This is a genomic window from Thioalkalivibrio sp. ALJ4 (assembly GCF_000377225.1).
Lineage (GTDB): Bacteria > Pseudomonadota > Gammaproteobacteria > Ectothiorhodospirales > Ectothiorhodospiraceae > Thioalkalivibrio.
This window is the reverse complement of record NZ_KB897921.1, coordinates 33879-56678: the sequence shown is the minus strand read 5'-3', so window position 1 is coordinate 56678 and position 22800 is coordinate 33879. Positions and strand designations below refer to the sequence as shown.

The following is a 22800-nucleotide window of genomic DNA, read 5'->3' as shown; positions in this document are numbered from 1 at the left end:
GTGTAGTTGATCGGTGTGGCCAACCTGTCGAGCGATCACATTCATAGGTCGTCCATAAGACTCTTGAAGGCCTGATAGTCCTCGGGGCTCGCCGGTTCAAAGCCACGGGGGTGGCCAAAGGTTCTGAGCCGTTGTTGCCCCTGAGTGGTGTCGGAGAGCTGCAGGAACAGCGTCTCCAATTCTAGAACATCCCTCTGCACGCGTTCGTGCAACACGATGGTCATGCCGGGGAAGGGGTCCGACTGGGCCAGGATGCGGGCCAGGCTGCCATCGGCAAGAGCGATGGTGCGGGGTTCGTCCCGGGGCGGGCGAGGAGGGTCGAGGGCGCGGGCATCGATCACGAGCACGGCGGCTTCGGCAAGCCCCCGCTGCATGGCCGACACGGCGGCATTGTGGTGCGGGAACTCGAGGAATCGGACGGGTGGATCTTCGCTGTCGAACACCGCGCCGACTCGCTCTCGAGCCAGCCGGGTGCCCAGACTGTGACGGGCGGGGGTTGCCAGCGTCGTGTCCTCCAGGTCCGCCAGTTGCCGGGGGGAGGTGTCCATGGGCACCACGATGATCATGGCCAGTTCGTCGCGTGAGCGTACGAGCGGACGGTACGGGCTGTTCTCTCCAAGCGCGGGCACGACATGCGGGGCGACAATCGCCACGTCGTAGCGCTCAGTCTGCAGGCGTTCGAGAAAATGCAGGAAGTCCCGTGAGGCCTCCAGACGAACGGGCGCTTGCCGTACCTCCGCGAACCAGTCGCGTAGTGGTGCGTATCGCTGAAAGAGGTCGTGAGGGCTCGCGAATGGCTGCAGCCCAAGCTCCCAGGTGTCGTCCGCGAGCGCATGCCCGGTGAGTAGGGCGAGAGCCAGTATCAGTCCCGGCGTCCATCGGTGCGGCCGGCGACTCATGGCGGCTGGAGGGGGCGCTCCGGCACTGGCTTGGTCCATCGGGTGGGATCCCGGCGGCAGGGCTTACAGGTGTCTATAGTCAACCGCACTCGGTGTGTCCATGCGTCAATAAATCGGCGCCGCAGCCGGACGTTCCGTTCGTGCTGCTGTCGGGAATCCGTTGAATCCGCTCGTGCGCGTCTCATTGGGCGGGTTGCGAGGGAGCTGGCGTCGAATTTGCATGAAGCGGTCTCGCATGCAGATGACCGCGTCGACGGGCGCGGCCGGAGGAATCAAGATGACCATTTTCGACCGGGTAGCCGAGGCGTTGCTCGCCACTTTGCAGGGGCTGACACCGCTCACCGTTATCGGGGCCTTTTCGCTGTTGCTGTTCGCGCTCTTTCTGGTGGCCCTGATGGCGCTGACGCTTCGCCGGGCGAACGCGTTTCAGGGTGCCGCGCCGGCGCTGCTGACCACGCTCGGGGTTCTGGGTACGTTCCTCGGGGTGGCGATCGGCCTGATCGACTTCGATGCGGCGCGGGTAGAGGCGAGCATTCCGGCGTTGCTGGAGGGGCTGAAGCTCGCGTTCGTGACCAGCATCGTCGGCATCCTGCTGGCGTCGGTATTGCGCGTACTGCAGGTGATGATGCCGGCGCCGGTGATGGCAACGGATGACGGGGGCGATCCCCAGGTCAGCGGTGATCCCGAGCGCGTGCTGGCCGAGCAGCGTGATGCGACGCGAGCCCTGCTGCAGGCGGTGCAGCAGATGGACCGTCGCCTGGACCAGCGTCTCGAGACCCAGCACCACGAACTGAAGCAGAGCCTGGAGGGGCTGGCGGATCGCATGAGCGAGCTCAGCAGCGGGCATCTGGTCGCCGCGCTGGAACAGGTCATTCGCGACTTCAATGATCGCCTGGGCGAGCAGTTTGGCGAGAACTTTCGTCGGCTGGATGACTCGGTGGCGCGGCTGGTGGACTGGCAGGATCGCTATCGCGAGCAGATGGATACCCTGCACCGGGCGTTCGATCAGGCACGCGAGGGTGTCGAGCAGAGCGAGGGTGCGCTGGAGCGTCTGACCGGGCAGGCGCTGAAGATTACGCGGCATGTCGAGGAGCAGGATGCGACGCTGGCCAGTCTGCGCCGGGAGACGGTGGAGCTGGAAGCCCTGCTAAGTGCGATCGCCGCGCTGCGTGATCGAGCCACCGAGGCCTTCCCGGCCATGGATGCGCGGCTCGAGGCGATGCTGGAGAGCATCGAGAACGCCGTGCAGTCCGGGCGCGCGGCCGAGTCGCGCTGGCGGGGTGACGCGTTCGCAGTGGGGGTTGCGACGCCGGCGGATACCCTGGGAGCGCGGTCGTGATCCTGCGCTGGTTGCTGCGACGCCGTGCACGCACCGGCGGCGCAGCGCACGAGGCGGATCAGGGGTCGCACTGGCTGGCAGTGGCGGACCTCATGGCCGCGTTGATGATGATCTTCCTGTTCCTGGCGCTCTTGCATATGGTCCAGGTCGAACGCTCGAGCGCGGCGCATGTCGAGGTGCGTAACGAGGCCGCCGCGTTGCGGGCGGCAATCTACTCGGTGCTGGAGGAGGAGTTTCGCGAGGATCTGCCCCGCTGGAATGCGGAACTCGACCGCGACACCCTGACGCTGCGCTTTCGCGAGCCGGAGGTCCTGTTCGAGCGGAGTTCCGCGAGCATCCGCCCGCGCTTTGAGGCAATTCTGGACGATTTCATGCCGCGTTACGCCGAGCAGCTGCGCCCGTTTGCGGACGTGATACGCGAGGTGCGTATCGAGGGGCATACCTCCAGCGAGTGGGCCGGAAGCGACGATGCGATCGATGCCTATTTTGGCAACATGGACCTGAGCCAGCGCCGCACCCGAGCAGTGCTGGAGCATGCCTACCGGCTTGAGCCCCTGCAGGAGGACGACTGGTTCCGCTCGCGCGTGGCTGCGGTCGGCTTGTCCTCGTCGCGGCGGGTGCTGGATGCCGATGGGCAAGAGGACCGCGAGGCCTCGCGGCGAGTGGAGTTCAGCGTACTGACGGACTTCGAGGCGCGGCTGCTGGGCAACGCCGAGGCCCGCCCGTCACCGGAACCGTTGGAGGCGCGTTCACCCTGATCGATGCACTGCGGACTTGTGACGCCGGTGGCCGTTAGGGAAACGCTGATTGTTCGGCGCTTCCTTAGATGCGTTCCAACAGGGCATCGCGCAGGCGGTCCTGCTGGTCTTCCGTGAGGGGGCCGCCGGCGTTGCATTCCAGCAGAAAGCTGTCTTCCACCTGCTCGCCGGCTGTGGCGATTCGGGCCGTGCGTACGTCGATGGCGTGCTCAGCCAGGATGTGGCCGATGGTCGACAGGAGTCCGGGGCGGTCGAGCGCGCGCAGCCGCATGCGTGTCGCCTGCCCACCGGAGGCGGGTTCGAATTCGATTCGCGTATCGACATCGAAGTGCTTCAGGCGGCGTGGTAACTGGCGGCTTACCGGGGACTTTTCGCCATCGGTGCGGGTGAGTTCGTTGGCAAGGTACTGGCGAATCTCGTCGCTGCGGTAGCCGGCATCCACAGTCTGGCCGCCGCCGCTCTCCAGCACCATGAAGGTGTCCAGCGTACGCCCCCCCGCGGTGGTGATGATGCGGGCATCGACGATGTCGAGACCCAGCTGGGTCAACGCGCTGGTGATGCGGGCGAACAGGTAGGGGTGGTCTTCCGCATAGACGAAGATCTCGGTGCTGCCACGCGAGGTCTTGGGCCTCACGAGAATCAGCGGCAGTTCGTCAGCCTTCAGTGGCAGCAGGGCCTGTCCGTGCCAGGCGACCTCGTCGGCGGAGTGGCGCAGGAAGTACTCGTCGTCGAGTTCGTCCCACAGGGCCTCGGCGTCGTGGGCCCCAAAGCCGCGCCCCTGGAGCAACTGCAGGGCCTCGCCGCGAGTCTCGCGGATCTGTGTGTCCATATTCGGGGCCGCGTCGAGCCCGCGTTCGAGGAGGTTGCGCGTGGCGTGATAGAGCGTCTGCAGCAGCGAGTCCTTCCAGCTGTTCCATAGCTCCGGGTTGGTGCCGCGGATATCGGCGATGGTCAGCAGGTACAGGAAGTCGAGGCGTTCGCGGGTGCGCACCTCGCGGGTGAAGGCCAGCACGACATCGGGATCGGAGATGTCCTTGCGCTGGGCGGTCAGCGACATCAGCAGGTGGGAGCGCACCAGCCAGGCCACCAGGCCGGCGTCTTCGTCCGACAGGCCGTGCTGCTGGCAGAAGTGCAGGGCATCGTGGGCGCCCAGCTCCGAGTGGTCGCCGCCGCGACCCTTGGCGATGTCATGGAACAGGGCCCCCAGTACGAGCCGTTCCGGACGTTCCAGCTCGGTGTAGATGCGGTGAGCGAGCGGCTGTTCGTGGGCGAATTCGGGCAGGGCCAGCCGGCGCGCGTTGCGCACGACGTTGAGGGTGTGCTCGTCGACCGTGTAGGCATGGAACAGGTCGTACTGCATGCGCCCGATGATGCGTCCGAAGGCCGGCAGGTAGTTGCCCAGCACGCCGTAGCGGTTCATGCGGCGCAGCTGGCTGGTAATGCCGCGGGGCGCGCGCAGGATATCCATGAACAGGGTGCGGCAGACGGGGTTGCGGCGGAAGTGGCCGTCGATCAGATGGCGGTGGGCGCGGATCAGGCGGATGGTCGAGGCGCGGATGCCCTGGATCTCCGGGTGCTCCTGCAACAGGCGAAAGACCTCCAGCAGGGCCGGCGGGTAGATCATGAAGACCTGGTCGTGTGCCACTTCCAGATAACCGCCGCGAACCTGGAAGCGCTGATGGATGCGCACTGGATCCTGCAGGGCCTCCGGGTCGTCGAGGATGGCCTCGTTGAAGTGCTGCAGCAGGAGTTCGTTGAGCCGCTCCAGATCGCTGATCGTGCGGAAATAGCGCTGCATGAACTGCTCGACCGCGCGATTGTGGTTCTGGTCCACGAAGCCAAATGTGTTGGCCAGCTGGCGCTGGAGGTCGAACAGCAACCGATCCTCGCGGCGCCCGGCGAGCATGTGCAGGGCGAAGCGCACGCGCCAGAGAAAGCTCTGGCCCTCCAGCATCTCGTGAAGCTCGCCCTCGCGAAGGAAGCCCAGCGAGACCAGCTCCTCGATACGTTCCGCGCCGTAGTGGCGCTTGGTCACCCAGCCGATCATCTGGATGTCGCGCAGCCCGCCGGGGCCTTCCTTCACGTTGGGTTCCAGGCGGTACCCGGTCTCGCCGAAGCGGCGGTGCCGGGCCTGTTGTTCCGCGAGCTTGGCCGCGTAGAAGCTACGCGAGTCCCAGATGCGATCGGAGTCGATCGCGGATCGAAAATCGTTGAAAAGACTTAAATTGCCACTTAAATAGCGCGACTCGATCAGGTTCGTCGCGACCGTGATGTCGTCGCGGGCCTCGCGGGTGCAGTCCTCGATGCTGCGCACGCTGTGCCCGACCTCGATCCCGATATCCCAGAGGAAGGTAACGAACGCGCTGATCCGGTCGAACACCTCTCGGTCCGCCGTGCCATCGATCACGATCTGGAGGTCGATGTCGGAGGCCGGGTGCAGCTCGCCGCGCCCGTAGCCGCCCACCGCGACCAGGCACAGGCGGTCGTCGTCGGCCAGGCCCTGCTGGGCCCAGATCAGCTTGAGCATTTCGTCGATGCGCCGGGCGTGACCGAGGATCAGGTCCTCGATCGGCATGCCGTCGCGAAAGCCCTGGTATTGCTGTTCGAGGATCGCATGCCGACGGTCGCGGAACAGGGCGATATTCCCGGGATTGCGGCTCAGACGCTGGTAGTCCTCGCCCCAGTCGGGCGAGAACGCGGGCGCGTCGGCCTCGCTGGGCGTGCCGCCGGCGGGCAGGGTGCTCATGGGCACCTCCTCAGGCCGCGAGTTCCTGGGGCGGTGTCTCGTCCTTGCGCAGGGTCAGGATCTCGTAGCCGTCGGCCGTGACCAGCAGGGTGTGCTCCCACTGTGCGGACGGACTGTGGTCCTTGGTGACGGCGGTCCAGCCGTCGGCGAGGATCCGGGTATGCCGGCGCCCGGCATTGATCATCGGCTCGATGGTGAAGCACATGCCTTCCTCGAGCTTGAGGCCGGTACCCGGCTTGCCGTAGTGGAGCACCTGCGGGTCTTCGTGGAAGCCCCGCCCGATGCCGTGGCCGCAGAATTCGCGCACCACCGAGCAGCGCTGACCCTCGGCGTACTGCTGAATCGCGTGCCCGATGTCGCCGAGGGTCGCGCCGGGGCGTACCTGCTGGATGCCGAGATACATGCTGGTGCGCGCGACGTCGATCACGCGCTGGGCCTGGATGCTGGGCTTGCCGATCATGAACATGCGGCTGGTGTCGCCGTGAAAGCCGTTCTTGATCACGGTGATGTCGATATTGAGGATGTCGCCGTTCTTCAGCTTGCGATCGCCCGGGATGCCGTGGCACACCTGATGGTTGACCGAGGTGCAGATCGACTTGGGGAAGCCGCGGTAGTTGAGCGGCGCGGGGATCGCGTCCTGGGTCTTCACGATGTAGTCGTGGCAGATGCGGTCCAGCTCGCCGGTGGTGACCCCGGCCTGCACATGCGGCTCGATCATCTCCAGGACCTCGGCGGCCAGGCGGCCGGCGACGCGCATGTGTTCGATCTCTTCGGGGGTCTTGATGGTTACGGACATGGGGGCTCCGGTCGAGACCTGTGATAGCTCGCGCGACGGGTTTCGGGAGCCCGCGACACGGCGCCAATCAGGGCCCGGATAGTTGGTTCAAGTCAGCGTCCTATGCTATAAAGCGCGCGCCTCGCTGGCAATTCGGCGGGGCCGGGAGGCGGCCAACAGCCGGCGGTCTCGCGAACTTAAATCCACACACGCATCGACACGGTCTGTCGGGTGCCCGCCAGGAGGCTACGGTCTCGTGCTCGGGTTTCAGATCGGGATGCGTGGAGGCTCAACCCGTTACAGGAGAAACCTCATGTCCCTCGTGACTATGCGACAGATGCTGGAAGCCGGTGTGCATTTCGGCCACCAGACGCGTTACTGGCATCCCAAAATGGCCCCGTACATCTTCGGGGAACGCAACAAGATTCATATCATCAACCTCGAAAAGTCCCTGCCGATGTTCAACGACGCGTTGAACTTCCTCGGCAAGATTGCCGCGGACGGCGGCAAGATCATGTTCGTGGGCACCAAGCGCTCGGCGCGTGAAGTGGTGGGTGAAGAGGCGCGCCGTTGCGGCATGCCGTTCGTGTCCCATCGCTGGCTGGGCGGCATGCTGACCAACTTCAGCACGGTCAAGCAGTCGATCAAGCGCCTGAAGGATCTGGAGACCATGGACGCCGATGGCAGCTTCGAGGTGCTGAACAAGCGCGAAGCGCTGACCCGCCGCCGCGAGAAGGACAAGCTCGAGCGCAGTCTGGGTGGCATCAAGGACATGAACCGCATGCCCGACGCGATGTTCGTGATCGATGTCGGCTACGAGAAGATCGCGGTGGCCGAGGCCAAGAAGCGCGGTATTCCGGTCGTGGCGGTGGTCGATTCCAACCACTCGCCGGAAGGCGTGGACTACGTGATCCCGGGCAACGATGACGCGATGCGTGCGATCCAGCTCTACGTGGCTGCGATCGCCGACACGATCATCGAGGCCAAGGGCGCGGTGACCACGGGCGGCGTGTCCGAGGACGAGTTCGCGGGTGCAGACGCCGCTGCTGGTGGCAGTGCCGAATCCAGCGAGGCGGCCCCGGCCAACCCGGCCTGAGTCGGCATCGGGCCCGGTGCGCGATACCGCGCCCGGGCCACTTGAACCAAAGAGCCGGCCCCGGTTTGTTGCGTGGCCGGCTCGATTGACGAAATTTTCAGGAGTACTTCCCGATGCAGATTACTGCTGCCCAAGTGAAAGAACTGCGCGAGCGCACTGGCGCCGGCATGATGGAGTGCAAGAAGGCACTGACCGAGACCGGGGGCGACCTGGAAGCCGCCGTGGAGGCCATGCGCAAGTCCGGCATGGCCAAGGCCGACAAGAAGGCCGGTCGTGTGGCGGCCGAAGGTCGCGTCGAGATCGTCAGCGAGGGCAACAAGGCCGTGCTGGTCGAGATCAACTGCGAGACTGACTTTGTTGGTAACGACGACAACTTCCGTGCCTTTTCCGCGCAGTGCGCCCAGATTGCCCTGAGCTCCGGCGCGGGCGACGTGGAAGGCCTGATGGCCGAGACCGTCGATGGCCAGACCCTCGAGGAGCAACGCACCCAGCTGATCGCGAAGGTTGGCGAGAACGTGCAGGTCCGCCGCTTCGATCGCCTGCAGGCCGAAGACGCGCTGGGTTTCTACCAGCACGGCACGCGTATTGGCGTGGTGGTCAGCCTGAAGGGGGGCGACGAGGCCCTCGCGAAGGACGTTGCCATGCATATCGCGGCTTCGAAGCCGGTATGCGTGGACGAGTCCGGCGTGCCGCAGGAGCTGCTCGACAAGGAGCGCGCGATCTTCAAGGCGCAGGCCGAGGAGTCCGGCAAGCCGGAGAACATCATCGAGAAGATGATCGAAGGCCGCATTCGCAAGTACCTCGCCGAGATCACCCTGGTGGGTCAGCCGTTTGTGAAGGACCCGGATCAGACCGTTGCCCAGCTGCTGGAAGCGAAGGGCGCCTCGGTCACCGGTTTCCTGCGCTACGAGGTGGGTGAAGGGATCGAGAAGAAAAAAGAGAACTTCGCCGAAGAAGTGATGGCCCAGGCCCGCGGGGCCTGATTCGCCGAATCGCTTTGGCGTAGACTCCCGATGCGGGCGCAGGACGCGCCCGCATCGCTCGCCGGCCGGCATTCACGGCCATTGATGACAGGTGCAGGACCCGAGCCCGATAAAGGAGCCCAATGAGTCAGGACAGGCAGCCCGCGTACAGGCGCATCCTTCTGAAGTTGAGTGGGGAGGCCCTGATGGGCCAGCAATCCTATGGGGTGGACCCGGATGTCCTGGCGCAGGTCGCCGAAGAGGTGTCGGAGCTTTCGAGCATGGGTGTCGAGGTCGGCATCGTGATCGGAGGGGGCAACATCTTTCGTGGCGCCGGTCTCGCCCAGGGTGGCATGGACCGGGTTACGGGCGACCACATGGGCATGCTGGCAACGGTCATCAATGCCCTGGCCATTCAGGATGCGATCGAACGCGCAGGCCGCTTCTCCCGCGTGATGTCGGCCATCCGCATCAATCAGGTCTGCGAAGACTACATTCGCCGCCGCGCTGTGCGGCATCTGGAAAAGGGCCGGATCGTGGTGTTCGCCGCGGGAACCGGCAACCCATTCTTTACCACCGACTCCGCCGCCTCGCTGCGCGCCATCGAGATCAATGCCGAGTTGATGATCAAGGCCACCAAGGTGGACGGGGTCTATGATTCGGACCCGATGAAGAGCAAGGATGCCCGCCGTTATGAACGGCTGACGTTCGACGAGGCGCTGGAACGCCGTCTGGGTGTAATGGATACGACCGCGCTGGTGATGTGTCGTGACAACGGCCTGCCAATCCGCGTGATGAACATGTTTGCAAAAGGGGACCTCCGCCGGCTGGTGATGGGCGAGCCGGTGGGAACCCTGGTCGAGGGATCCCGAGATGACTGACGCCACGATCAAGGACGCGCGCCAGCGCATGGACAAGAGCATCGAGGCCCTGCGCAACGAGCTGGCCAAGATTCGCACGGGTCGCGCGCACCCCAGTCTGCTCGAGCATGTGCATGTCGACTACTACGGCATGGAAGTGCCGATCAATCAGGTCGCGAACATCAACGCCGAGGACTCGCGCACCCTGGCCGTGGTGCCGTACGAAAAGGACATGGTCGCGAAGGTAGAGAAGGCGATCATGACCTCGGATCTGGGGCTGAACCCGGCGAGCATGGGCACCGTGATCCGGGTGCCACTGCCGGCGCTGACGGAAGAACGCCGCCGGGACCTGGTCAAGGTGGTCAGGGCGGAGGCCGAAAATGCGCGTGTTGCAGTGCGCAATATCCGGCGCGACGCCAACAATACCTTCAAGCAGGCGGTGAAGGACAAGGAGGTCTCGGAAGACGAAGAGCGCAAGGCACAGGAACAGGTGCAAAAGCTCACCGACGACCACATCGCCAAGATCGATGCATTGCTCGAAGACAAGGAAGCCGAGTTGATGGAAGTCTGACCGGCCACCCCTGTATGCCGGTTTCCTCCGCCACCGACCCCGCGCTGCCCGGCCACGTTGCCATCATCATGGATGGCAACGGGCGCTGGGCCCAGGCCCGTGGGCTGGAGCGCTCCGAAGGCCACCGCGAGGGTCTGGAGGCGACTCGCCGGGCCGTGCGTTTCTACGCCGAACACGGCATTCAGTCCCTCACGGTGTTTGCCTTCAGCAGTGAGAACTGGGGCCGCCCCCGTTCCGAGGTCGAGGCGCTCTTTGAACTCTTCGTCACGGCCATCGAGGGAGAGCTCCCCGAGCTGGTCGAGCGCGGCATTCGCCTGAGATTCATCGGCGATCGCGCCACTTTTCCCCCAACGCTACAAACCCGCATGTGCGAGGCCGAAGAGGCCACGGCCGGCAATGAGGGGATGTGCCTGGTGGTTGCGCTGGGGTATGGCGGCCGCTGGGACATCCTGCAGGCGGCCAGGAAGTGGGTGTCCAAGGGGGGCTCGGAGGCCGATGGTGATGCCGAGTCCGCCTTTGCGGCTGAGTTGAGTACGACCGGTCTGGCCGACGTGGACCTGCTGATCCGCACCGGTGGCGAACAACGCATCAGCAACTTCCTCCTGTGGCAGGCGGCCTACGCCGAAATACTGTTCATCGAGACCTACTGGCCGGATGTTGGCGAGAAGGATTTCGAGCGCAGCCTGGCCTGGTATGCCCAGCGCCAGCGGCGTTTTGGGCGAGTGTCGGCCGGGGCCTATTCAGCGACCGAGGTCCCCGGTGCTTAGAACCCGTGTAATGACCGCCGCGGTAATCGGGCTGCCCGCGCTGGCACTGATCGCGTTCGGGCCCAACTGGGCGGTGCTGGCGTTGATGGCATTGGGAATTGGGCTGGCCACCTGGGAGTGGGGCGAGCTGACCGGGCTGCACGTCGCCTGGGAACGTGCGGTGCTGGTGCTGCTGGTGCTGGTGCCACTGGTGGCCCTGGGGCTGACGCTGGCGCAGCCCGTGCATTTATTGGTTCTACTGTTTGCGGTTGTCTGGTGGCTGCTGATTGTGCTGGCGCTACCGTTTTACCGCTCGGGGATCGATGGGCGTGGTCCGCGCCCCAAGCTGCTCACCGTCGCGGCGGTGTTGACGCTGGTGCCCGCGGGGATGGCCGTCGTCTGGCTGCATGCGCTGGCGCCCTGGCTCGTGGTGTACCTGATCGTTCTGGTGGGCTTTGCCGATACCGGTGCCTATTTCGCCGGAAAGGCCTTCGGGCGTACCGCACTGGCTCCGCATATCAGTCCGGGGAAGACCCGCGAAGGGCTGCTCGGCGGTCTGGGCGCGGTGTTCGCTCTGGCCGTAGTGGTGGCCGGTGTCTGGGGGCTGGCGCCCATGGATGCGCTGGTGTTCGTGCTGCTGTCGATCCTGATTGCGCTGGTGTCGGTGGTGGGCGATCTGTTCGAGAGCATCCTCAAGCGCCAGGCGGGAGCCAAGGACAGCGGTTCCTTGCTACCCGGTCACGGGGGTATTCTGGATCGCATCGACAGCCTGATCGCGGCGGCCCCGATCTTTCTGGCCGGCTTGCTCTGGCTGGCCTTGTTGCCCGTCCCCGGGGCATGAGAATTCGCAGGTAACACGTTATGAGCCCCACGCGGATCACCATTCTCGGTTCCACCGGCAGTATCGGCGTCAGCACGCTGGATGTGGTGTCGCGCCAGCCGGATCGCTTTCACGTCTATGCGCTGACCGCGCATCGCAATGTCGAGCGTCTGAAGGCGCAATGTCTGCAGGCGCGACCGCGCGTGGCCGTTGTTGCGGAGGATGCGGCCGCGCACGCGCTTCAGCGCGAGCTGGAGGCGGCCGGTTGTCCCACGGAGGTGCGAGCGGGGCCGCAAGCGCTGGCCGAGGTGGCGGAGGCGCCGGAGGTGGATGCCGTGATGGCCGCCATTGTTGGCGCGGCCGGGCTCCTGCCGACTCTGGCGGCGGCCGAGGCCGGCAAGCGTGTGCTCCTGGCCAACAAGGAGGCACTGGTCATGTCCGGGGCGCTATTGATTGATGCCGTGCGTCGTTCCGGGGCCTGCCTGTTGCCGATCGACAGCGAACACAACGCCATTTTCCAGTGTCTGCCGACGGGGTACGTCTGCGCGGACGAGGTGGCGCCGCATGGCGTCGAGCGCATCTGGCTGACCGCCTCGGGTGGCCCGTTCCGCGACCGGCCTCTCGATACCTTTGGCGACATCTCGCCGGACGAGGCCTGTGCCCACCCGAACTGGGACATGGGGCGCAAGATTTCGGTCGATTCCGCGACGATGATGAACAAGGGCCTGGAGGTGATCGAGGCCTGCTGGCTGTTCGCGGTGAAGCCCTCGGCCATCCAGGTCGTTCTGCACCCGCAAAGCATCGTGCACTCGATGGTGGCGTACAACGACGGCTCGGTGCTTGCCCAGATGGGCAATCCCGATATGCGTACGCCGATCGCGCATGCGCTGGCCTGGCCCGATCGGGTGGCGTCCGGAGTGGCGCCACTGGATCTTCTGGGTGTGGGGCCGCTGGAGTTTCGCGAGCCGGAGGCCCAGCGGTTCCCGGCTTTGGGGCTGGCCTATCGGGCCATGGAGCAGGGCGGTACCGCTACCGCCGTGCTGAACGCGGCGAACGAGGTCGCGGTGGAGGCGTTCCTCTCGGGTGGCCTGGCCTTCAGCGACATCGCGGTGGTTATCGAGCGGACGCTGGACGCTCTGCCGACGCAGGCCGCCGATTCCCTGGAGCGTGTGCTGGCGGCGGATGCCGAGGCGCGCGCTCATGCCGGTAGCGAGATCGGGCGTCTGCAACGCCGGGCGGTGTCATGACGCTGTTGACCAGTCTGCTGGCGTTTGCCGTGGCCATCGGTGTGCTGGTGACGGTGCACGAGTACGGGCACTACCTCGCGGCGCGCGCGATGGGGGTCAAGGTACTGCGGTTCTCGGTCGGGTTTGGGCGGCCGTTGCTGAGCCGCCGGATCGGGCGGGATCGGACGGAATTCGTCGTGGCGGCTCTGCCGCTTGGCGGGTACGTGAAGATGCTCGACGAGCGCGAGGGCGATGTCGCGCCTGAAGAACTGGATCGGGCCTTCAACAACAAGGGTCTGAAGGCGCGCACGTTCATCGTGTCCGCCGGCCCGCTCGCGAATTTCCTGTTCGCGATCGTCGCTTATGGTGCGATGTTCATGATTGGCGTTGGCGGGGTGCGACCGGTGGTGGGCGACATCACCGCGGACAGCCCGGCGGCGGTCGCGGGCCTGGAGCGTGGCGAAGAGATTCTTGCGGTGGACGGGCGGGCCGTACGGGACTGGGAGCAAACGAACCTTCGGCTCCTTGACCACGCCGTACGGGGTGATACGGTGCCGGTTCTCGTGCGCGACCGCGATGGCCGCGAGGTGGAGCGCACGCTGGATCTGCGCGATCGTCAGGCGATCCTGGGCGAGGGGCAATTCCTGGAGCAGGTGGGGCTCGCGCCTTATCGCCCGGCACTGGTGCCGCGCATCGGCCAGGTCGAGTCGGGCAGTCCCGCGGCGGCGGCCGGGCTTGAGCCTGGCGACCGTGTTCTTGCCGTGGACGGTGATGCGATCGACGACTGGAACGACTGGGTCCGCCGCATTCAGGCGAGCCCGGAGCGTGAACAGGTCGTGCAGGTGGAACGTGGTGACCAAACGGTCGAGCTGAGGGTTACGCCGGAGGCAATCGCCGCCAATGGCGAGACCATCGGGCGCATCGGTGCCGGGGTGGATCCGGACCAGCCCGCGGCGCGCGAGATGGCGGTACTGGTGCGCCAGGGCCCCGTGGAGGCGCTGGTTTCCGGGGCGGCCCGTACCTGGGATGTCTCGATACTGACGGTCGGCATCCTCTGGCGCATGGTCACCGGCGAGGCCTCGGTCAAAAACATCAGCGGACCGGTTACCATAGCCGAGTTTGCGGGCACCACAGCGGTGATCGGGATCTCGGCCTTCCTCGGGTTCCTGGCGCTGGTGAGTGTGTCGCTGGGGATCATCAATCTGTTGCCGATCCCGCTGCTGGATGGTGGCCACCTGCTGTATTACGCGGTGGAGGCGGTTAAAGGGAGTCCGGTGTCCGAGCGCGCCCAGATCATCGGGCAGCAGTTCGGCATCCTCGCGATCGCCGGGTTGATGTTGCTGGCCCTCTACAACGATTTGACACGTCTGTTCGGGTAACCCCGAAACAGCCCTTCTGAATTGGCGGAAAGCATGTCGCGAAACAGCTTGAGAGCAATAGCCCTGGTCGGTCTCCTGGGTCTGGCAGGTACGGCCTGGGGACAGACCTACCAGATCGAAGATATCGAGATCGAGGGGCTGGAACGGATTACCGCGGGTACGGCGCTCAGCTATCTGCCAGTCGAAGTGGGCGACACCTTCGACGAAAGCCAGAGCCCGGACATCATCCGCGAGATGTTCCAGACGGGGTTTTTCGACGACGTGGAGATTGCCCGGCGCGGGAATGTGCTGGTGGTGATTGTCTCCGAGCGTCCGGCGATCAACGAGATCAATTTTTCCGGGAATCGTGACATCCCGGACGATGGCCTGCGCGAGGCCCTTCAAGCGGCCGGCCTGCGCAGCGGTCGCGTGTTCAACCGCACGATGCTCGACCGGATCGAGAGCGAACTGCGACAGCAGTACTTCGCTCGCGGCCGCTACAACGTCGAGGTGGATGTCGAGATTATCGACCTCCCGCGCAACCGCGTGGATATCGAGATCGATATCGCCGAAGGCCCTGTGGCGCGTATCCAGCAGGTCAATGTGGTGGGCAACGAGACCTTCACCGACCGCGAACTGACCCGCCGGTTTGATTCGGGCGTACCCCGCTGGTGGGCCTTCTTCAGTCGGCGGGACCACTATTCCCGCGAGAAGCTGTCGGGCGACCTTGAGCAGTTGCGTTCGCACTACCTGGATGAGGGCTTTCTCGAGTTCGATATCGATTCCACCCAGGTGACCCTGACGCCGGACCGCCGCGATCTGTTCATCACGATTAACGTGGATGAGGGTGAGCGCTATACCGTCACCGGATTCGACCTGGCGGGTGATTTCGTGGTGTCGCGGGACGAGTTGGAAGAGCTGGTCGAGATTGATGTGGGCGAACCCTTCTCGCGCAGCCAGGTGACGCAATCCGCCGAGCGGATCACCAATCGCCTGATGCAGGACGGCTATGCATTCGCCAACGTGAATCCCGTGCCGGATGTCGATGAGGACAGCCGCGAGGTCGATATCACCTTCTTTATCGACCCAGGCCCGCGTGTATACGTCCGGCGCATCCAGATCACTGGTAACGAGAATACGGAGGAGCGCGTCTATCGCCGCGAGCTGCGGCAGATGGAGAGCTCCTGGTACAACGGGGCTCTGATCGAGCGTTCCCGCGTGCGGCTGCAGCGTCTGCCATTCGTGCAGAGCGTGAACGTGGAGACGCAGCGAGTCCCCGGTACTGACGACGAGGTGGATCTGAACATCACGGTGACCGAGCAGCAATCCGGCGCGTTGACGCTTGGGGCGGGCTTCTCGCAGAACCAGGGGTTGTTGTTGACCGCGGGGTTGCAGCAGGACAACTTCCTGGGTACGGGTAACCGCTTTAATGCGGAGGTCAGTACCAGCCGAGTGAACCAGATCTTCCGCATGAGCGTGACCAACCCGCACTACACCCCCGCCGGGGCCAGCCGTGGGTTCTCTGTCTTCTACCGCAAGATCGACGCCGAAGAGGCGAACATCTCGCGCTATTCCTCGAACCGCTATGGGTTTGACGTGAGCTACGGGATCCCGCTGTCGGAGTTCGACCGTGTTCGCATCGTACCCGGATTCGAACACATTGATATCGACACGGTCGAACGTGACGGCCGGCGGGGCAGCCCGGACGAGATCTTTGACGAGGTCGACGAGTTCGGTAGTTCGGCAAATTTCTACAAGATCGAGACGAGTTATATCCACGACACGCGCGATCGCACGACCTTCGCCACCCAGGGGCGACGCCACCGCATTGGTCTGGAACTGGCCGTGCCCGGCAGTGATCGGGAGTTCTACAAGCTGACCTATTCGGGCGAGGAGATCTTCCGCCTGTCGGATCGTTATTCCTTCAGTATCTCGGGTGGGATTGCCTACGCGGATGGCTATGGCGGCTCCGAGCTGCCGTTCTATGAACGGCTGTTTGCCGGCGGTATTCGTTCGGTGCGTGGTTACGAGGACAACCGCCTCGGGGATCAGCGCGAGCTGCGCGAATTCCGGGACGAGAATGTTCCTGCGACGCGCGACTCCAATGACGACCCGTATGGTGGCCGCTTCCGTACCACGATCTCAGGGGAGTTGTTCTACCCGCTGCCGTTCGCCGCCGATAACGACGCGGTGCGGATGAGCACCTTTGTCGATGCCGGTAATGTGTTCAACGATCCGGGCGACTGGGACGTCGGCGAGTTGCGGGCGTCCGCTGGCTTCGCGATAACCTGGTTCTCGCCGGTGGGGCCGCTGAGCTTTAGCGTGGCCGAGCCGCTGAACGACCAGCCGGAAGACGATATTCAGCGCTTCCAGTTCCTGCTGGGGGCGTCCTTCTGAGCGCGAGGAGCAAGAACATGAGTCAGCGCAGTGGGACCATGAAGGGCGGCGTCTCCCTGGCGCTGTCCGCCGTGCTGTTGTTGGCGGGCTGGCTGGCCCTCCCGGCCCAGGCCGGGGCTCAGAACGTGGCATTCGTGACGATGAACCGCATCCTGGAGGACTCGCCGCAGGCCGAGCAGGCCATGCGCGAGCTGGAGCGCGAGTTCTCGCCGCGTGACGCCGAACTGGTGGCCGAGCGCGAAGAGCTCCAGCGCATGCGCGACCGGCTGGAGCGCGACGGCGACATGATGAACCCGTCCGAACGGGCCAATCTGGAGCGGGAGTTCTCCCAGCGCTCGCGCGAGTTCCGCCGGGCCCAGGAGAGCTTCAGCGAGGACCTGAACGTGCGCCGTAACGAAGAGCTGTCCCGACTGCAGCGGCGGATCAACGATGCGATTGTGGAACTGGCGCGCGAACGCGAGATCGACGTCATCCTGACCGAACGCAACGTGCTCTACGCCAGCGACCGGGTCGACATCACGGACGATATCCTTGCCGCAATGCAGCGCGACGACTGAGCGGGTGATCACCGCCGGAGACCTCGCCGTACATCTGGGCGGCGAGCTCACCGGGCCGGCCGAGATCCCGTTGCGAGGGCTGGCGACGCTTGCCCAGGCCGGGCCGGCGGATGTGTCTTTTGTTACGAATCCCGATCGCTATCGCGATGCCCTGGACTCTACCGAAGCGGGCTGTGTGTTGGTCCCCAGGTTGGGTGCCAAGTCGGTGAGCACGACAGCGCGTGCCTGGATTGCCGTCGATGATCCCTACCGCGCCTATGGGCAGGCGTCCCGCTGGTTTGGTGCCGGGCGCCGATGCGGTATTCCCGGTGTTGACCCAAGCGCGCGAGTGCACCCTGACGCACGCCTGGCCGCTGATGCGGAGGTTGGACCGGGCGTGGTGATTGGCGCCGGTTGCCGTATTGGTGCCGGTGTGGTGATTGGCGCACACAGCGTTCTGGGCGCGCGAGTTGAGGTAGGGGAGGAGAGCTATCTCCATCCTCGGGTCAGCCTGCTGAACGGAGTGCAAATCGGCAGACGTGCCATCATCCATAGTGGCGCGGTACTGGGTGCCGATGGGTTTGGATTCGCAAGCGGTCCGGATTCCACCTGGGAGAAGATCGAGCAGTTGGGGGATGTGCGCGTGGGCGATGATGTGGAGATTGGTGCCAACTCCACTATCGATCGCGGATCGCTGGAGTCCACGCGGATTGGCAACGGGGTCAAGATCGACAACCTCGTCCATGTTGCCCATAACGTTCAGATTGGCGACCATACGGCCATTGCGGGTTGTGTGGGGATTGCGGGCAGCGCACGCATCGGGGCGCATTGCGCCATTGGGGGCGGGGTCGGGATTCTCGGCCACCTGGCGATAGCCGATCGGGTGACACTGCACGCGATGACGCTCGTCACGCGCTCGATTGATCAACCAGGGGAGTATGCGTCCGGTGTCCCTCACCAGGAGGCCCGGTTGTGGAATCGCATGCTGGCACGGCTGCGTCGGCTCGCCCGGACACGGGATGCATGAAACCCGCTTGTGTTGGAGTCGTCCGTTGGTCTCGGCTCATCAGAATCAGCAAAAAAGGAATGCCGCGTGGATGACTTCAATGTCCAGGAGATCATGCGCTATCTGCCGCATCGATATCCGTTTCTCATGGTCGACCGGGTGCTGGAGTGGGAGGCCGGCGTCTACCTGACCGGGATCAAGAACGTCAGCATCAACGAGCCCTATTTTCAGGGGCATTTCCCGATCAAGCCGGTGATGCCCGGTGTCCTGATCCTCGAGGCGCTGGCGCAGGCCACGGGTCTCCTGGCGTTCAAAACCGAAGAGGCGCGCAACGAGAATCAGGACAAGCAGCAGCTGTACCTGTTTGTCGGCATCGACGAGGCACGTTTTCGCCGCCAGGTGGTACCCGGCGACCAGCTCCACCTGCGTGTGGATCTCAAGCGCACCATGCGCGGCATCTGGCGCTTTGACGCGGTCGCCCGTGTGGGCGACGACGTCTGTGCCACGGCGCAGCTGATGTGTTCCGGGCAGGAAATCCCCTCGTGATCGACCCTCGGGCTGACGTACACCCGAGCGCGGAGCTGGACTCCTCGGTCGAGGTCGGGCCTTTCAGCGTGATCGGTCCGAATGTGCGAATCGGGGCCGGTACCCGCGTGGGTCCGCATGTGGTGATCCGCGGCCCGACCGAGATCGGTCGCGAGAACCGCATCTTCCAATTCTCCTCGATCGGCGAGGAACCCCAGGACACGACCTACAAGGGCGAGCCGACGCGGCTGGTGATTGGGGATCGCAACGTGATCCGCGAATCGGTCACGCTCCACCGGGGAACGGAGAAAGGGCTCGGTGAGACCGTGATCGGTCACGACAACCTGATTATGGCCTACGTGCATATCGCGCACGACTGCACCATCGGCAACAAGATCATCTTCTCCAACGCGACTTCGCTGGCGGGTCACGTCGAGATTCAGGACAACGTGACCCTGGGTGGCTTTACCCTGGTACACCAGTTCTGTCGGGTGGGGACCTTTGCCTTTACCAGCATGGGCGCGGCGCTTAACCGTGACCTGCCGCCCTACTGCCTGGCCAGTGGCAACTACGCGCGGCTGATCGGGATCAACAAGGTTGGGCTGCGGCGCAATGGCTTCTCCAACGAGGCGATCCAGGCGCTGCATCGGGTCTTTATCCTCGGCATGCGTGGTCGTGCCGGCCGCGAGCGTCATCTGGAGACGATGTTCGACGAGACCGAGGTCCCGGAAGTGCGCAACCTGATCGGGTTCGTGCGCAACAGCCAGCGTGGGATACTGCGCGGAGGCCGGCCTCACTAAGGAAACGCCTGTAACTCAGGGCTTCCACGAGGCGGCGACAAGGCTGCCTATCCGGAGATCAGTAGTCGCTCAGGCGCCCTTCGTTGAGGAGTTCGCGTGCCATCTCGGCGATACGGCGGTCGGCCCCGCCGTCTCCCAGGCGTTCACGGATCGAGGCGAGGGACTCCCGCATCGCGCCGAGCCGCTCCGGGTGTCGCAGCAGGTCGAGCGCGTCCGACGCGAGGCGTTCGGGGTTCGCCTGGCGCTGAAGGTATTCGGGGACCAGTCGTTCGCCCGCGACGATGTTGACCAGGGCGATATTCTCCAGGCGGACCAGGCGGGAAAAGACCGCGTGGCTAAGCCCTCCCATTCGGTAGAACACCAGCATCGGCGCCTGGAGCAGTCCGGCCTCGAGCGTGGCCGTGCCCGAGGCAATCAACAGCAGATCGGCACCCGCCATCAGCGCGTGCGTGCCATCCTCGCCCGAGACAAACGAGATCGGCAGGCCGTCGCGCGGCGCCAGTGCGTCCAGGCGCGACGGGTCCACTCCCGGGGCCAGCGCGACCACGAAGCGCAGTGCGGGCTCCTCCCCGTGCATCCGTCGCGCGGCCTCGACCAGGAGCGGCCAGTGGCGCTTGAGCTCTCCGCTGCGGCTGCCGGGCAAGAGCCCGATCACGCGTTCATCTTCGGCGACGGCGATCCGTTCCGCTAACGGTACGGTGGGTTCCTGGACCCGGTCCACCAGTGGATTGCCCACGTAGCGCACCGGGACGCCGGCACGTTCGTAAATCTCGGTTTCGAACGGAAACAGCACCGCCATCGCATCGACGCACTGCTGAATCCGGCGGATTCGCCCGGATCGCCAGGCCCACAACTGGGGGCTGACATAGAACAGGACCGGGATACCCAGGCGTCGTGCATGTGCCGCCAGGCGCAGATTGAATTCGACGTAGTCGACCAGGACCAGCAGGTCCGGACGGTTGTGCTCCAGGTGGGTACCCATGCGCCGGAACAGTCGGCGCAGGCGCGGGTAGTTCACCAGGACGTCGACGAGCCCGACGACCGCGAGTTCCTCGACATCGATCAGCGTCTCGACACCCGCGTCGCGCATCTGGGCGCCGCCCATGCCGGAGTATCGGACTTCGGGCTCCAGGATCGCGAGTTCGCGTACCAGCCCGGCCCCCAGGGCATCGCCGGAGCTCTCTCCGGCGCAGATGACCACGTGGCGTCGCATGGGGCCGGGTCTGTCTCGGCGCTTAGGCGAGGGCGCGCCGGATGGTGTCGCAGATCATCTCGATCTGGCCGTCCTCGAGCTCGGGGAACACCGGAAGGGACAGGCAGCGTGCGGTGACGGATTCGGTGACCGGAAGACTCGCAGGCAGGTTCGGCAGATCCGCGAAGGCTTTTTGCTGGTGCAGCGGGACCGGGTAGTAGATCGCGTGCGCGATCTCGGCCTCTTTCAGGGCTTGCATGATCGCGTCACGGTGATCGGTCAGAAGCGTGTACTGGTGGTAGACATGCGTACCGATACCGTCTTCGTGCGGGGTCTGAACTGGCAGGCCCTCCAAGCCCTTGCGGTAGCTGGCGGCGACGCGCCGGCGCTGGGCGTTGTACGCGTCGATGTGCGGCAGTTTCACCCGCAGGATTGCCGCCTGCATCTCGTCCAGGCGGCTGTTGTAGCCCACCTCGTCGTGGTAGTAGCGCTCGCTGGACCCGTGGTTGCGCAGTCGCTTCAGGGCCTCGGCCGAGGTCGGGCAGCTGGTGGTGACCAGACCGCCGTCGCCGAAGGCCCCGAGGTTCTTCGAGGGGAAGAACGAGAAGCAGCCAAAGGCATTGGCGGACCCGGTCTGCGCGCCATCGATGGCGGCGCCAAAGGACTGGGCGCAATCCTCGACGATCAGGAGCTTGTGGCGTTCGGCGATGGCCTGCAGGCGTGGCAGGTCGGCCGGCTGTCCGAACAGGTGCACGGGAATGATTGCCTTGGTGCGTTCGGTGACCGCCGCTTCGACCCGCTCCGGGTCGATGTTGAAGGTATCGGGATCGATGTCCACGAACACCGGATCGGCCCCCACATAGCGAATTGCCTCGGCGGTGGCGATGAAGGTGAATGGCGTGGTGATCACCTCGTCGCCCGGGCCGATGCCTGCGGCGGCCAGGGCCAGATGCAGCGCATCCGTCCCCGAGGCGCAGGTAATCGCATGTTCCACACCGAGATAGCGCGCCAGCTCGTCTTCCAGCGCCTGGACATTGGGGCCCAGGATGTAGCGGGCCCCGGCCAGGACCTCCTGCAGCGCGGCATCGATTTCGGGACGCAGGCTCTGGTACTGGCGCTGCAGGTCGACCATCGGGATCACGGCTTGACTCCTGTGCGAGTGTTTTCGAGGTGGCTGTGGGGGCCGTCGGCCTGGCCCATCACGTTGAGGTTCTGATAGACGAGCTTCGTGATTTGCTCGGCGGTGGCCAGCGCGCGCTGGCCGTCGCGGCCGCTGACCACGACCGGGCCTTCGCCGCGTACGGCGGCCACGAAGGCGCGGATCTCGGCGAGCAGGGCATCGGCCTCGTCGAAGACGCTCTCGTCCCGGTGGATCTCCGGGGCACCGGTCTCCGGATCGGGCGCGCCGATGTGGTTGAGCGACAGGATGCGGTTCTGAAAGTCCACCGAGGCATAGGCATGCGACTGGAAGATGCGCATGCGCCGCTCGGACTTGTTGCTGACGCGCGAGGAGGTGACGTTCGCCACACAGCCGTTGGCGAACTCCAGGCGGGCGTTGGCAATGTCGATGTCCTGCGTGAGCACACGGGCGCCAGAGGCACGGACCTCGGTTAGCGGTGAGTCCGTCAGGGACAGGATGATGTCGATGTCGTGGATCATCAGATCCAGCACGACCGAGACGTCGGTCGCGCGGGGCTTGTAGGGCGCCAGACGGTGCGATTCGATAAATCGCGGATGCAGCGGATCGTCGGTCAGTCGGCGCAGGGCGGCATTGAAGCGTTCCAGGTGCCCGACCTGCAGCACGACCCCTTTGGCCTCGGCCAGCTGGTTCAGGGCCTCGGCCTGCTCCAGCGTCGCGGTGATCGGTTTTTCCACCAGCACATGGCACCCGGCGTCGAGAAAGTCCCGCGCGATGTCGTAGTGAAGGGTGGTCGGCGCGGCGATCGAGACCGCATCGACCTGGCCGAGCAGTTCGCGGTGATCGGTGACCGCGGCGCAGCCATGTTCGGCGGCGACACGCTCGGCGGTGGCGGCGTCGGCATCGGCTACGGCGACCAGTTCGGTCTCGGGCAGGGCGGCGTATTTTGCGGCATGCCATTTGCCAAGGTGACCGACGCCGATCGCGGCGCAGCGCAGGGGATTCTGAGACATGGGCGGGCTCGAGGTTCGTGGGGCGTGTGCTAGGATT

At 65.1% G+C, this 22800-nt stretch carries 21 protein-coding genes; 15 read left to right on the top strand and 6 right to left on the bottom strand.

What is annotated here, in order from left to right:
* Positions 1 to 41: 41 nt before the first annotated feature.
* Positions 42 to 899 (bottom strand): phosphate/phosphite/phosphonate ABC transporter substrate-binding protein, encoded by an 858-nt coding sequence (locus C936_RS0113380; RefSeq protein WP_018173969.1) that lies wholly within the window; start codon positions 897 to 899, stop codon positions 42 to 44.
* 235 nt (positions 900 to 1134) lie between these two features.
* On the opposite strand from C936_RS0113380, the gene C936_RS0113375 reads away from it, so the two are divergent.
* Together C936_RS0113375 and C936_RS0113370 are read left to right on the top strand one after the other, a co-directional pair.
* Complete coding sequence (locus C936_RS0113375) at positions 1135 to 2238, top strand: hypothetical protein (protein WP_018173968.1); 1104 nt, start codon at positions 1135 to 1137, stop codon at positions 2236 to 2238.
* The gene (locus C936_RS0113370) at positions 2235 to 2996 is read left to right on the top strand and encodes an OmpA family protein (RefSeq protein WP_018139612.1); all 762 of its coding nucleotides are present in this window, start codon (positions 2235 to 2237) and stop codon (positions 2994 to 2996) included. Before C936_RS0113375 ends, C936_RS0113370 begins: the two co-directional genes overlap by 4 nt.
* A 64-nt stretch (positions 2997 to 3060) precedes the next feature.
* Here C936_RS0113370 and glnD read toward each other — a convergent pair whose 3' ends face one another.
* Together glnD and map are read right to left on the bottom strand one after the other, a co-directional pair.
* Positions 3061 to 5742, bottom strand: a complete 2682-nt coding sequence (gene glnD, locus C936_RS0113365; protein ID WP_018139613.1) for a [protein-PII] uridylyltransferase — start codon at positions 5740 to 5742, stop codon at positions 3061 to 3063.
* A gap of 10 nt (positions 5743 to 5752) precedes the next feature.
* A complete protein-coding gene (gene map, locus C936_RS0113360) occupies positions 5753 to 6538 on the bottom strand; it encodes a type I methionyl aminopeptidase (protein WP_018648930.1) in 786 nt (261 codons plus the stop codon).
* A gap of 292 nt (positions 6539 to 6830) precedes the next feature.
* On the opposite strand from map, the gene rpsB reads away from it, so the two are divergent.
* The 13 genes from rpsB (at position 6831) to lpxA (ending at position 19420) form a co-directional block, all read left to right on the top strand.
* Positions 6831 to 7613 carry a 30S ribosomal protein S2 gene (gene rpsB, locus C936_RS0113355; RefSeq protein WP_018139615.1) on the top strand — a complete coding sequence of 261 codons (783 nt, stop codon included), beginning with the start codon at positions 6831 to 6833 and terminating at the stop codon, positions 7611 to 7613.
* Positions 7614 to 7726: 113 nt separating this feature from the next.
* On the top strand, positions 7727 to 8596 hold the full coding sequence (tsf, locus tag C936_RS0113350) for a translation elongation factor Ts (RefSeq protein WP_018139616.1): 870 nt from the start codon (positions 7727 to 7729) through the stop codon (positions 8594 to 8596).
* A 122-nt stretch (positions 8597 to 8718) separates the two neighbouring features.
* The gene (gene pyrH / locus C936_RS0113345) at positions 8719 to 9456 is read left to right on the top strand and encodes a UMP kinase (RefSeq protein ID WP_018139617.1); all 738 of its coding nucleotides are present in this window, start codon (positions 8719 to 8721) and stop codon (positions 9454 to 9456) included.
* Complete coding sequence (gene frr, locus C936_RS0113340; protein ID WP_012982883.1) at positions 9449 to 10006, top strand: ribosome recycling factor; 558 nt, start codon at positions 9449 to 9451, stop codon at positions 10004 to 10006. Before pyrH ends, frr begins: the two co-directional genes overlap by 8 nt.
* A 14-nt stretch (positions 10007 to 10020) precedes the next feature.
* Complete coding sequence (uppS, locus tag C936_RS0113335) at positions 10021 to 10773, top strand: polyprenyl diphosphate synthase (RefSeq protein ID WP_018173965.1); 753 nt, start codon at positions 10021 to 10023, stop codon at positions 10771 to 10773.
* Positions 10774 to 10783: 10 nt separating this feature from the next.
* Positions 10784 to 11593 (top strand): phosphatidate cytidylyltransferase, encoded by an 810-nt coding sequence (locus C936_RS0113330; protein WP_018648929.1) that lies wholly within the window; start codon positions 10784 to 10786, stop codon positions 11591 to 11593.
* 20 nt (positions 11594 to 11613) lie between these two features.
* On the top strand, positions 11614 to 12819 hold the full coding sequence (ispC, locus tag C936_RS0113325; protein WP_018648928.1) for a 1-deoxy-D-xylulose-5-phosphate reductoisomerase: 1206 nt from the start codon (positions 11614 to 11616) through the stop codon (positions 12817 to 12819).
* The gene (gene rseP / locus C936_RS0113320; RefSeq protein WP_018648927.1) at positions 12816 to 14177 is read left to right on the top strand and encodes an RIP metalloprotease RseP; all 1362 of its coding nucleotides are present in this window, start codon (positions 12816 to 12818) and stop codon (positions 14175 to 14177) included. Before ispC ends, rseP begins: the two co-directional genes overlap by 4 nt.
* Positions 14178 to 14210: 33 nt before the next feature.
* Entirely contained in the window at positions 14211 to 16553 is a 2343-nt protein-coding gene (gene bamA, locus C936_RS0113315; RefSeq protein WP_018139622.1) for an outer membrane protein assembly factor BamA, read from the top strand.
* A gap of 17 nt (positions 16554 to 16570) precedes the next feature.
* Positions 16571 to 17110, top strand: coding sequence for an OmpH family outer membrane protein (locus tag C936_RS0113310; protein WP_018648926.1), 540 nt, complete (start codon positions 16571 to 16573; stop codon positions 17108 to 17110).
* A gap of 4 nt (positions 17111 to 17114) precedes the next feature.
* The gene (gene lpxD / locus C936_RS0113305; RefSeq protein WP_018862915.1) at positions 17115 to 18116 is read left to right on the top strand and encodes a UDP-3-O-(3-hydroxymyristoyl)glucosamine N-acyltransferase; all 1002 of its coding nucleotides are present in this window, start codon (positions 17115 to 17117) and stop codon (positions 18114 to 18116) included.
* Between the two features lie 66 nt (positions 18117 to 18182).
* Complete coding sequence (gene fabZ / locus C936_RS0113300) at positions 18183 to 18641, top strand: 3-hydroxyacyl-ACP dehydratase FabZ (RefSeq protein ID WP_018139625.1); 459 nt, start codon at positions 18183 to 18185, stop codon at positions 18639 to 18641.
* Positions 18638 to 19420: an acyl-ACP--UDP-N-acetylglucosamine O-acyltransferase gene (gene lpxA, locus C936_RS0113295; RefSeq protein ID WP_017926286.1), complete on the top strand. Its 783-nt coding sequence runs from the start codon at positions 18638 to 18640 to the stop codon at positions 19418 to 19420. The genes fabZ and lpxA overlap by 4 nt, the downstream gene beginning before the upstream one ends.
* A gap of 58 nt (positions 19421 to 19478) precedes the next feature.
* Here the strand turns inward: lpxA and lpxB are convergent, their stop codons facing one another.
* The 3 genes from lpxB to C936_RS0113280 are packed head-to-tail and all read right to left on the bottom strand — an operon-like array spanning position 19479 to position 22763.
* Positions 19479 to 20633, bottom strand: coding sequence for a lipid-A-disaccharide synthase (lpxB, locus tag C936_RS0113290; RefSeq protein WP_018648924.1), 1155 nt, complete (start codon positions 20631 to 20633; stop codon positions 19479 to 19481).
* A 22-nt stretch (positions 20634 to 20655) separates the two neighbouring features.
* Positions 20656 to 21753: a DegT/DnrJ/EryC1/StrS aminotransferase family protein gene (locus C936_RS0113285; RefSeq protein ID WP_018173959.1), complete on the bottom strand. Its 1098-nt coding sequence runs from the start codon at positions 21751 to 21753 to the stop codon at positions 20656 to 20658.
* Positions 21750 to 22763: a Gfo/Idh/MocA family protein gene (locus C936_RS0113280; protein ID WP_018139628.1), complete on the bottom strand. Its 1014-nt coding sequence runs from the start codon at positions 22761 to 22763 to the stop codon at positions 21750 to 21752. Before C936_RS0113280 ends, C936_RS0113285 begins: the two co-directional genes overlap by 4 nt.
* Positions 22764 to 22800 lie beyond the last annotated feature (37 nt).

What these genes read in the sequence shown, in the direction of transcription:
- C936_RS0113280 (WP_018139628.1), bottom strand. Translation starts at nt 22,763, where the DNA reads ATGTCTCAGAATCCCCTGCGCTGCGCCGCGATCGGCGTCGGTCACCTT.
- bamA (WP_018139622.1), top strand. Translation starts at nt 14,211, where the DNA reads ATGTCGCGAAACAGCTTGAGAGCAATAGCCCTGGTCGGTCTCCTGGGT.
- ispC (WP_018648928.1), top strand. Translation starts at nt 11,614, where the DNA reads ATGAGCCCCACGCGGATCACCATTCTCGGTTCCACCGGCAGTATCGGC.
- rpsB (WP_018139615.1), top strand. Translation starts at nt 6,831, where the DNA reads ATGTCCCTCGTGACTATGCGACAGATGCTGGAAGCCGGTGTGCATTTC.
- rseP (WP_018648927.1), top strand. Translation starts at nt 12,816, where the DNA reads ATGACGCTGTTGACCAGTCTGCTGGCGTTTGCCGTGGCCATCGGTGTG.
- glnD (WP_018139613.1), bottom strand. Translation starts at nt 5,742, where the DNA reads ATGAGCACCCTGCCCGCCGGCGGCACGCCCAGCGAGGCCGACGCGCCC.
- uppS (WP_018173965.1), top strand. Translation starts at nt 10,021, where the DNA reads ATGCCGGTTTCCTCCGCCACCGACCCCGCGCTGCCCGGCCACGTTGCC.
- C936_RS0113310 (WP_018648926.1), top strand. Translation starts at nt 16,571, where the DNA reads ATGAGTCAGCGCAGTGGGACCATGAAGGGCGGCGTCTCCCTGGCGCTG.
- C936_RS0113330 (WP_018648929.1), top strand. Translation starts at nt 10,784, where the DNA reads ATGACCGCCGCGGTAATCGGGCTGCCCGCGCTGGCACTGATCGCGTTC.
- pyrH (WP_018139617.1), top strand. Translation starts at nt 8,719, where the DNA reads ATGAGTCAGGACAGGCAGCCCGCGTACAGGCGCATCCTTCTGAAGTTG.
- lpxB (WP_018648924.1), bottom strand. Translation starts at nt 20,633, where the DNA reads ATGCGACGCCACGTGGTCATCTGCGCCGGAGAGAGCTCCGGCGATGCC.
- tsf (WP_018139616.1), top strand. Translation starts at nt 7,727, where the DNA reads ATGCAGATTACTGCTGCCCAAGTGAAAGAACTGCGCGAGCGCACTGGC.
- C936_RS0113380 (WP_018173969.1), bottom strand. Translation starts at nt 899, where the DNA reads ATGAGTCGCCGGCCGCACCGATGGACGCCGGGACTGATACTGGCTCTC.
- map (WP_018648930.1), bottom strand. Translation starts at nt 6,538, where the DNA reads ATGTCCGTAACCATCAAGACCCCCGAAGAGATCGAACACATGCGCGTC.
- C936_RS0113375 (WP_018173968.1), top strand. Translation starts at nt 1,135, where the DNA reads ATGCAGATGACCGCGTCGACGGGCGCGGCCGGAGGAATCAAGATGACC.
- frr (WP_012982883.1), top strand. Translation starts at nt 9,449, where the DNA reads ATGACTGACGCCACGATCAAGGACGCGCGCCAGCGCATGGACAAGAGC.